The 8,808-nt window shown below is 62.7% G+C and carries 9 protein-coding genes; 6 read left to right on the forward strand and 3 right to left on the reverse strand.

Annotated elements, in window-relative coordinates:
- Positions 1–117: 117 nt before the first annotated feature.
- Together tal and ctaD are read left to right on the forward strand one after the other, a co-directional pair.
- The gene (gene tal / locus VGG53_RS15800; protein ID WP_331519012.1) at positions 118–1,206 is read left to right on the forward strand and encodes a transaldolase; all 1,089 of its coding nucleotides are present in this window, start codon (positions 118–120) and stop codon (positions 1,204–1,206) included.
- A gap of 47 nt (positions 1,207–1,253) precedes the next feature.
- On the forward strand, positions 1,254–2,960 hold the full coding sequence (gene ctaD / locus VGG53_RS15805) for a cytochrome c oxidase subunit I (RefSeq protein WP_331519002.1): 1,707 nt from the start codon (positions 1,254–1,256) through the stop codon (positions 2,958–2,960).
- A gap of 125 nt (positions 2,961–3,085) precedes the next feature.
- Here ctaD and VGG53_RS15810 read toward each other — a convergent pair whose 3' ends face one another.
- The 3 genes from VGG53_RS15810 to VGG53_RS15820 form a co-directional block, all read right to left on the reverse strand.
- The gene (locus VGG53_RS15810) at positions 3,086–3,244 is read right to left on the reverse strand and encodes a hypothetical protein (RefSeq protein ID WP_331519003.1); all 159 of its coding nucleotides are present in this window, start codon (positions 3,242–3,244) and stop codon (positions 3,086–3,088) included.
- Between the two features lie 19 nt (positions 3,245–3,263).
- Positions 3,264–3,908, reverse strand: coding sequence for a sigma-70 family RNA polymerase sigma factor (locus tag VGG53_RS15815; protein WP_331519004.1), 645 nt, complete (start codon positions 3,906–3,908; stop codon positions 3,264–3,266).
- Positions 3,909–4,633: 725 nt separating this feature from the next.
- Positions 4,634–5,116 (reverse strand): PAS domain-containing protein, encoded by a 483-nt coding sequence (locus tag VGG53_RS15820; protein ID WP_331519005.1) that lies wholly within the window; start codon positions 5,114–5,116, stop codon positions 4,634–4,636.
- A 159-nt stretch (positions 5,117–5,275) separates the two neighbouring features.
- Between VGG53_RS15820 and VGG53_RS15825 the strand changes: the two genes are divergently transcribed.
- The 4 genes from VGG53_RS15825 to VGG53_RS15840 form a co-directional block, all read left to right on the forward strand.
- Positions 5,276–6,160, forward strand: a complete 885-nt coding sequence (locus VGG53_RS15825; protein WP_331519006.1) for a LysR family transcriptional regulator — start codon at positions 5,276–5,278, stop codon at positions 6,158–6,160.
- Positions 6,161–6,737: 577 nt separating this feature from the next.
- Positions 6,738–7,127 carry a four-helix bundle copper-binding protein gene (locus tag VGG53_RS15830; RefSeq protein ID WP_331519013.1) on the forward strand — a complete coding sequence of 130 codons (390 nt, stop codon included), beginning with the start codon at positions 6,738–6,740 and terminating at the stop codon, positions 7,125–7,127.
- 58 nt (positions 7,128–7,185) lie between these two features.
- A complete protein-coding gene (locus tag VGG53_RS15835; protein WP_331519007.1) occupies positions 7,186–7,632 on the forward strand; it encodes a DUF5709 domain-containing protein in 447 nt (148 codons plus the stop codon).
- A 51-nt stretch (positions 7,633–7,683) separates the two neighbouring features.
- Positions 7,684–8,808 (forward strand): NAD(P)H-quinone dehydrogenase (locus VGG53_RS15840; protein WP_331519008.1); only part of this gene is annotated, 1,125 nt, incomplete at its 3' end.

The following is an 8,808-nucleotide window of genomic DNA, read 5'->3' on the forward strand; positions in this document are numbered from 1 at the left end:
TCCGTCTGATCGGCAGCTGCTGTTGAGCGGATACGCGCCGTTGGTGCTCTATGCCGCCGTATGTACCGCAGGATGGGTTTTGTCGCGGACCAGCAATCGACGAGCGGCGATGACGCGATGACGCAGAACCCGAATCTGGCTGCACTATCGGCGGCGGGGATGTCGGTGTGGCTGGATGAGTTGTCCCGCAACGTGATCGAATCCGGCAAGCTTCGGCAACTGATTGACACGAGAAGCGTTGTCGGCGTGACCACTAACCCGTCCACCTTTGAGCGCGCACTTGCAGATGGCCGCGCCTATGACGGCCAGATCGCGGAGCTTATGGCCCGCGGTGCCGACATCGACACCGCAGTCCGCACGGCGATCACCGACGACGTCCGGGCGGCCTGCGATGTGCTGCGCCCGCGGTGGGAGGCCTCCGACGGCGTCGACGGAAGAGTCTCCATTGAAGTCGACCCGGCGCTAGCCCACGACGCTGACGCGACAGTGACGCAGGCCGTCGAGTTGACCAAAATCGTCGACCGGCCCAACGTTTTCATCAAAATACCGGCCACCGCGGCGGGCCTGCCCGCGATCACGGCGGCGCTGGCCAAAGGTGTCTCTGTCAACGTGACGCTGATCTTTTCCGTGCAACGGCACCGAGCGGTGATGAACGCGTACCTGGCCGGTCTCGAAACCGCCCAGCACGCGGGCGCTGACCTATCCCAAATCCATTCGGTGGCGTCTTTTTTCGTGTCCAGAGTGGACACCGAAGTCGACAAGCGACTCGAGGCGATCGGCACCGATGAGGCACTCACACTGCGGGGACAGGCGGGCATCGCCAACGCGCGATTGGCCTACGCGGCCTATCAGCAGGTCTTCGAATCCGAGCCACGCTACGCCGCGCTGCGTGCTGCAGGTGCACGCACCCAGCGCCCGCTATGGGCCTCCACCGGAGTAAAAAACACCGCCTACCCCGACACCATGTACGTCACCGAACTGGTGGCACCAAATACGGTCAGCACCATTCCTGAACCGACGCTGGAGGCGGTGGCCGACCACGGCGTCATTCGCGGTGAAACCGTTACTGGCAAGGCGGTGCAGGCGCAGGAGGTGTTCGACCGGCTGACGGCGGTGGGTATCGATCTGCCCAACGTGTTCGCTGCGCTCGAAGACGACGGCGTTTCCAAGTTCGCGGCGTCCTGGTCGCGGGCAATTCGACGCTAAAAGCCTTGCGGCGCTTCCACGTTTCACCGATCTAGGAGACCGATCTGATGTCCACCTCGGCGCCCCTTTTGGGAGGGCTTCGGGCCAGCCGGCCATTCCCGGAGCGTACTGGTCCTAGGGGTAGCCTGATCTACAAGCTCATCACCACGACCGATCACAAATTGATCGGGATCATGTATGTCGTCGCGTGCTTTACGTTCTTTTTCGTCGGCGGGCTCATGGCGCTGCTGATTCGCGGCGAACTGGCCGCACCCGGGCTACAGTTTCTGTCCAACGAGCAATACAACCAATTGTTCACCATGCACGGCACGGTCATGCTGCTGTTTTACGCAACTCCGATCGTGTTCGGGTTCGCCAACCTGGTGCTGCCCCTGCAGATCGGCGCCCCCGATGTCGCGTTTCCGCGGCTCAACGCATTGTCGTTTTGGCTCTTTGTATTTGGCGCAATGATCGCCTTAGCGGGATTTATCGCACCTGGCGGGGCCGCGGATTTCGGGTGGACCGCCTATACCCCGCTTTCTAACGCGATCCATTCCCCGGGCTCTGGAGGTGACTTGTGGATCCTGGGGCTGATCGTCGGTGGCTTGGGCACCATCCTGGGCGGAGTCAACATGATCACCACCGTGGTGTGCCTGCGGGCGCCAGGGATGACGATGTTTCGGATGCCGATCTTCACCTGGAACATCTTGGTCACCAGCATCATGGTGCTGGTGGCCTTTCCACTGTTGACCGCCGCGCTGTTCGGGTTGGCCGCCGACCGCCACCTCGGCGCACACGTCTTTGACCCGGCCAACGGCGGAGTCCTGCTGTGGGAACACATGTTCTGGTTCTTCGGCCACCCCGAGGTCTACATCATCGCGCTGCCGTTTTTCGGCATCGTCACCGAGGTTATCCCCGTGTTTTCCCGCAAGCCGCTGTTCGGCTACTCCACCATGGTGTATGCGACCATCAGCATCGGGGCACTGTCGATCGCGGTGTGGGCCCATCATCTCTATGCGACCGGTGCGGTGCTGCTGCCGTTCTTTTCTTTCACGACATTCCTGATCGCGGTCCCCACCGGGATCAAGTTCGTCAACTGGATCGGCACCATGTGGAAGGGCCAGTTGACCTTTGAAACCCCCATGCTGTTCGCGATGGGCTTTATGGCGACATTCCTGCTAGGTGGCTTATCGGGTGTGCTGTTGGCCAGCCCGCCGATCGACTTCCACGTCACCGACACCTATTTCGTGGTGGCCCATTTCCACTATGTGCTGTTCGGCACCATCGTGTTCGCCACTTACGCCGGAGCGTATTTCTGGTTTCCCAAGATGACTGGGCGGCTACTCGACGAACGGCTGGGCAAGCTGCACTTCTGGCTGACGCTGATCGGGTTCCACACAACGTTTTTGGTGCAACACTGGCTCGGCAATAAGGGGATGCCACGCCGCTACGCGGACTACCTGCCCACCGACGGGTTCACCGCACTCAATGTCGTCTCAACGGTCGGGGCGTTCATCCTTGGGGCTTCGATGCTGCCGTTCGTGTGGAACGTGTTCCGTAGCTGGCGCTACGGCGAACCTGTCACCGTCGACGACCCATGGGGCTATGGCAACTCCCTAGAGTGGGCCACCAGCAGCCCACCCCCGCGGCATAACTTCACCGAATTGCCCCGCATCCGCTCTGAGAGGCCCGCCTTCGAACTGCACTATCCGCACATGATTGAGCGGATGCGCAGTGAGGCCCACTTCCTGCGCACACGAGCGAACACGCGATAACGGCCGCCGGAATGTTCACGGGTGAGGCGGAGACCGGATCTAACAACGAGGAACTGCGACCGGGCAAGATGCCGAGTCTGCAGCGAGCGGCCACTGGCACTGAACTAGCTCGTAATATATTGCCGCTAGGCCTCTTCCAATGCCTCGCCGAGCGATTGAAGAACCTTGTTGTGCTGCGCGTTGACAAGCGTGTGACCCACCACCAACGCAGCGACGACGGGCCACTCCACAATCCCAAATAGGGCCATTGCACCGACAGCCGCATAGAACGCCAGATGTTCCATCGCGGCTGCCCCTGGCCGATCAACCGTTGGCAATTGCATGCTGTTGGGTTGCTCCGCTCCGCGCCTTATCGGCTGTCCTGGACGCGTAGTTGACTGGCGAGTCGAATAGTAAATCGCGCAATTGTTTTCGTCCGCGGTTGAGCCTCGAGCCTACGGTTCCTTGCCGGGTATCCATCATGGCGGCGATCTCCTTGTAGGAGTATCCCGCTATGTCGGCAAAATACACGGCGATGCGAAACTGCTCTGGCAAGATCATCATTGCGGCCTTGAGGTAGGGGTCTGGCAGCATTTCGAGCGCCAGCTCCTCGGCCGACCGAAGCCCGCCGGGCGTGCGTGAGGCACTGGACACTAGCTGTTGATCGGTGATCTCACCGGCCGGATGTTCTGCGGGACGGCGCTTTTGCCTCCGATGGCTATTGATATAGGTGTTAGTCATGATCCGCCGCAGCCATGCTGTGAGGTTCGTTCCTGGTTCGAATGTCCGGAAACCAGCATAAGCGTTGAGCATTGTTTCTTGCACCAGATCCTCCGCATCCACTCGGTTGGAGGTCATTCGAAGAGCTTGCCGATGGAGAGGCTCAAGGAGCGGGATGACGGCGCTTTCAAATTGAGCGCTGAACGGGCCATCTGGCACCTTTGTACATTCCGGGCGCGGGCGAGCCACGCTAGGTCCCTGCCATCACGAAAACTATTGGCACGCACCCAGACTGGCCACCGCCAGCCCGAGTCAGGCAGGGCCCGGCTGGAGGGGACGGATGCGGGAGAGGGGTCCTGCCCTGACGCGAGCGTCTGGATGTAGCGGCGCCGGTCATCGCATCGTCTTCTTTGTGCCGCAGTACGTGCGTGACCAATTGCACTCTCACAAATCCAGGCCTCACGCAGCCCTGACCGCAGGTACGGTATTTCCTCGACTCCACAGAACCTCCGCTTGCCGTTCTGGGGCCAGCATTCACCGCCGAAGGGTGACTGGTCATCACCCGCCGGGGCAATTCATCCGGGTGAGCGCACGCGCCACTCACTACAGCAAGGTGGCCGCCCGGGCTGTGGCTACTTGCTGTTGTGGTGCGCTTGCGGCTGCGCTTCCTCCTCGACCCGCGATCGGCCCGATCGTCGAGGCCGCGCTGAGTCACCTACGGGGCTTGACCCGGATACCGACGGCGCGACGATCACGCAGATTGCAGCTGAGCTCGGTGTCAGTGAGACCACGCTGTCGGCGTGATGCAGGCCGCCGGCGTAATGCCAGCGGCGCCGCGACGCCGATGCTGTTGTAGGCATGCAGGACTCCAATGACGGTGGTCGCTGCTCCCATCGCCACTAGCGCGGCGACGAGGGCGGTCCTGCTGGCCCACGGTGTTGCCGACGTGCCCGAAGTGCAGACCTCCACGACCGTCACGCGCCGGGGTAGCCGTTGGGCAGCATCTCGCGTTCGAACGACTCGCGGCCCGTGGCGTCGAAACGTGCACACAGTTCCTGCACTTCGTCTTTCAGCAGCACGAGCTGTGATAGGCCAACGAGCTCGCCGTCGATCCGGATCGGCGAAACTGTCACCAGGATGGTGGTTTTCCCGTACGGCCTGGCCACGTAGCGCACCGGCTCGATTCGGCCGTCGACGAACAGCTTGAGCATGGCGTCGAACCGCGGGTTGGTGATCTTGCGGCGATGCCGTTCGTGCACAGAGTGCCCAAGGTAGGCAGGTTGGCGGTCCAGGTGCTCGGACGCCCATTTGTTGTAGTACATCACCGTGCCGTGCCGGTCGACGATGGTGACTCCGAGGCCGGCTTGTTCGAGGAGCCGATCCGCCCACTCGCTCAGCGCCCAGTCCGCGACGATCCTTTGATCGGAGACCTCGGTGCGATCAGCATGCGTTGTCATTCGATACCTTCCGGGTTGCTGTAGTACCTGCCGTCGGTACTCGGCATTAAACGAAGCGTGGACCGCCGGGAACCACGCGCACAATGAGTTATTTCGCGGGTCAGCCTTCGGCTATACCGAAGGCTGATGCGCTTGTGGCGGTTTGAGTACCCTGACGCTATGGCCTACGACCTCACCGATTTGGAACTCTTTCTGCAGGTAGTCGACCAGGGCAGCATCACCAAAGGAGCAGACCGCGCGCATCTGTCGTTGGCATCGGCCAGCGCGAGGATCACAGCGATGGAGAAGGCTCTCGGGGCTAGATTGCTGGACCGCCATCGGCGGGGTGTTGTGCCATCTCCGACGGGGTGGTTGTTGGTGGCACACGCCCGAGCGATCGTTGGCCAGCTGGCTCGTATGCGCACCGAACTGGCTCGCTGCTCCGACGGGCTGCAATCCACGTTGGTGATTCTGGCGAACACGTCGGCCACCCAAACACTGTTGCCGACCGCCGTGGCCAACTTCCTAGCCGCCCACTCCAACATCGACATCGAGCTGCAGGAGCGTCCAAGCCATGAGATCGTCGCGGCTGTCACCGAGGGTCGCGCCGAGCTTGGAATAATCGCCGACACAGTGGACTCGGGTCGACTCGCGTGCTCGACGCTGCGTCCAGACCGCCTCGTCGTAATCGTGCCGGCCGGCCATCCTCTCGCCGACCGCGACCAAGTTGCGTTCAGCGCATGTCTGGATTACCCCTTCCTGGGATTCGCCCAGGGAAATCCGCTGCAGGAACACCTGAGTGGCCAAACCCAGCCTCTCGGCCTTCGCCCCCGCTACCGGGCGCATCTGCCCAGCGCCGACGCAATTTGTGCCGCGGTGGCAGCCGGTGTCGGCATCGCCGTCATTCCAGCTTTGGCCGCCGCGCAATGGCCGTTTCGAGACCTACGCACGGTCGACCTGACAAACGCGTGGGCTCACCGCAATCTGCTGTTGTGTTACCGCGATCGGTTGCAATTATCCAGTCCTGCTGCAGAATTCAGCGCACATCTGGCATCAATCGAGTGAGCGACTATCCCAGGGATGCTCCGGACCAGCAGCTCCGGTTGATATCCGCGGCGCCTGCCGAGCAGTCCGCGTCATCGACCTCAACGTCGCGGCGCTGCATTTTGTTATCCCGCTTGGTACCACCCTCGGCGGTGTCCCTGTTGCCCTACGAAGGGCCCACACCCGCTACATTTCCCGCCTAACCACAAATTTTGTGTCCACTACATGGGGTGAAGGCGCTACCCACTTTGCGTGGTGCCTTGGATGACGAAAACTGTTGAGCTCCCGGCAGCACAGATCGCCGCGCTCTCACCGAGCGAGGCGTCGATCTGAGCGACCGGCGCGTCGCCGAGAACGCCATCCAGACTCAACACCGACCAGCTCGTGCATCGACTGCCGTCGTGAACTTGCCGGCCCGATCCACCAGTCTTGACGATTCGCCTGTCGTCTATCACCCGGGTGAGTGACCGAGGTGGGCGACGACAGTTCACCCCTTTACGCGCCATGCTCTTAACGTCTACATCCGCGCAGCCGTGTTCTGTTGTGTGAGATAGCCATCGCCCCGAACAAGGAGGACATAGTGAGCGCCGCCAGGAGAATGCTGGAAACCTATCCACGAGATCTAGGTCAGATCGACATCTCGAAGCTGGTCGCGTGTATCGACGCCTGTATTGAATGCGACCAGGCCTGCACAGCGTGTGCAGACGCCTGCCTCAGTGAAGAGGACGTCAATCACTTGACCAAATGCATCCGTACTTGCCTTGATTGCTCGGATGTCTGCTCGACAACCGGCCGCGTCCTGTCCCGGCACACGGGCTACGACGCGAACCTGACTAGGGCGGTCCTCCAAACCTGCGTCACGGCCTGTAAGACAAGCGCAGACGAGTGCGACAAGCATGCGGCGAAACATGAGCATTGCCGCGTGTGCGCCGAGGTATGCCGTCGTTGTGAACGAGCCTGCCGTGACCTTGTTGAGGCGCTCGGTTGAGACAACCACCGAGCGGGTGCGGGACTTCGCTGCGCGAGTGTGGCCTTTCAGATACGGGATGGAGACGGCGCTGATGGGCATTTCTGAATTCGATGATGTGCAGGCACATCTGCTCGAACCAGAAGAAAGCTTGGACTCAGAGCAGACTGGCATTGACCTCGACGAGGGCTACTCACCACCGGAACGCCCGCGCGAACTATGGGCGTGGGGTCTCACCACGAGGGAAGCGCGTACCCATGAAAGTCTGGCGCGCCGACTGGCCCGCGAGGTGCCCGAGGTGACCGATCAGTGGGATGGCGACGGAATCGGTGATAGCGCCGACAGCGATGGCGAGCGAATCGATGATCAGGTCGGCGACATGCGCGCGGGTCGGCTCGTCGCCTTCGACGTCGACCCTACTGATTCAGCTACGGATTACCTTGCCCACGACGTCGGCATCGACGGCGGCGCTGCCTCGGCGGAGGAAGCCGCCATGCACATCGTCGTCGATGAAGAGACCTGGTGAGGGATGGGGTCCGCCATGACCCGTCGCCGGCCAGTTGGTGAGGCTTGAGCTGTGGTGACCCGCATTGTGATCCTGGGCGGCGGCCCGGCCGGGTACGAGGCGGCACTGGTCGCCGCCGCACACGGTCCGGAGGTGGCCCAGGTTACCGTCGTGGACTCCGACGGTATAGGCGGTGCGGCGGTGCTCTGCGACTGCGTGCCGTCAAAGACGTTCATCGCCTCCACCGGGCTGCGCAGCGAACTACGCCGAGCGCCAAGGGAGTTCGGTATCGATATCGCCGACGCCAAGGTTTCGTTGCCCGAAATCCACCAGCGGGTCAAGATGCTGGCCGCCGCCCAGTCCGCCGATATCACCGCCGACCTGCTCAGCATGGGGGTCGAGTTGATCGCCGGTCGCGGTGAGTTATTGGACGCAACCCCGGGGCTGGCGCGCCACAGCATCAAGGTGACCGCGCCGGACGGCGCCACTACTGTGCGAGACGCCGACGTCGTACTGATCGCGACCGGCGCCAGCCCGCGGACCCTGCCATCGGCGCAGCCGGACGACGAACGCATCCTGAACTGGCGCCAGCTTTATGGCCTGGCCGCTCTGCCCGACCACCTCATCGTCGTCGGCTCGGGTGTCACCGGGGCCGAGTTCGTCAATGCCTACACCGAACTCGGTGTCGCGGTGACGGTGGTGGCCAGCCGGGACCGGGTATTGCCGTACGAGGATGCCGACGCCGCGTTGGTGCTGGAGGAGTCGTTTGCCGAACGCGGGGTCCGGCTGGTCAAAAACGCCCGCGCTCAATCGGTCACCCGCATCGACGACGGAGTTCTGGTCACGATGACCGATGGCCGCGCGGTCGCGGGTAGCCATGCGCTGATAACCATCGGGTCGGTGCCGAACACCGGTGGCCTGGGCCTGGAGCGGGTGGGCATCGAGCTCGGCCGCGGCGACTACCTGACCGTGGACCGGGTGTCACGAACATCGGTGCCCGGCATCTACGCCGCCGGGGACTGCACCGGCCTGCTGCCATTGGCCTCGGTCGCCGCGATGCAGGGCCGGATCGCGATGTATCACGCGCTGGGGGAGGCCGTCAGCCCGATCCGGCTGCGCACCGTCGCGGCGACGGTGTTCACCCGGCCCGAGATCGCGGCGGTCGGCGTTCCGCAGACGGCGATCGACGACGGCTCG

This window comes from Mycobacterium sp., assembly GCF_036490025.1.
GTDB lineage: Bacteria > Actinomycetota > Actinomycetes > Mycobacteriales > Mycobacteriaceae > Mycobacterium.